This is a genomic window from Pseudoalteromonas sp. P1-9 (assembly GCF_001399975.1).
In the GTDB taxonomy this organism is placed as follows: Bacteria; Pseudomonadota; Gammaproteobacteria; order Enterobacterales; family Alteromonadaceae; genus Pseudoalteromonas.
The window spans coordinates 1-683 of sequence record NZ_LKBD01000122.1 but is presented as its reverse complement, the minus strand read 5'-3'; the positions used below and the strand labels follow the sequence as shown (position 1 = coordinate 683).

At 51.0% G+C, this 683-nt stretch carries 5 tRNA genes; all 5 read right to left on the bottom strand.

Annotation, left to right across the window (positions count from 1 at the left end):
* Positions 1-107: 107 nt before the first annotated feature.
* Positions 108-181 (bottom strand) — tRNA-Cys (locus tag AN214_RS21825).
* Between the two features lie 18 nt (positions 182-199).
* Positions 200-275 (bottom strand) — tRNA-Gly (locus tag AN214_RS21820).
* 102 nt (positions 276-377) lie between these two features.
* A tRNA-Leu gene (locus AN214_RS21815) sits at positions 378-464 on the bottom strand.
* 32 nt (positions 465-496) lie between these two features.
* Positions 497-572 (bottom strand) — tRNA-Gly (locus AN214_RS21810).
* Between the two features lie 22 nt (positions 573-594).
* Positions 595-681: transfer RNA gene (locus tag AN214_RS21805), tRNA-Leu, on the bottom strand.
* Between the last annotated feature and the right edge of the window lie 2 nt (positions 682-683).

The following is a 683-nucleotide window of genomic DNA, read 5'->3' as shown; positions in this document are numbered from 1 at the left end:
ACCGGCACGTCATTACTGACGAGGGATTTTAAATCCCTTGTGTCTACCAATTCCACCACCCGGGCATCGGGCTGCTTTCGCATGTGGAGAGTATTATCTTTCGATAATGGAGGCGGAACCCGGAGTCGAACCGAGGTAGACGGATTTGCAATCCGCTGCATGGCCACTCTGCCATTCCGCCAATGTCTTCATAAGAAGTTGGAGCGAGTAACGAGGTTCGAACTCGTGACCTCGACCTTGGCAAGGTCGCGCTCTACCAGCTGAGCTATACTCGCATTCCATTTCAACCGTTTTTTAGCTTAGTAACCAAACGTTACTTCGAGCAGTTGCACTATACTCGCTGCTAATGGCTTTTTGTGAGGCTTAACTCAAGTAAGTGGTGCCCGGGGCCGGACTTGAACCGGCACGCTATTACTAGCGAGGGATTTTAAATCCCTTGTGTCTACCAATTCCACCACCCGGGCATCGGGTTTTTACGTTGCAGCAAAAACCAATTTGGAGCGAGTAACGAGGTTCGAACTCGTGACCTCGACCTTGGCAAGGTCGCGCTCTACCAGCTGAGCTATACTCGCATCAAATTGATTCTACAATCAATGGTGCCCGGGGCCGGACTTGAACCGGCACGTCATTACTGACGAGGGATTTTAAATCCCTTGTGTCTACCAATTCCACCACCCGGGCAT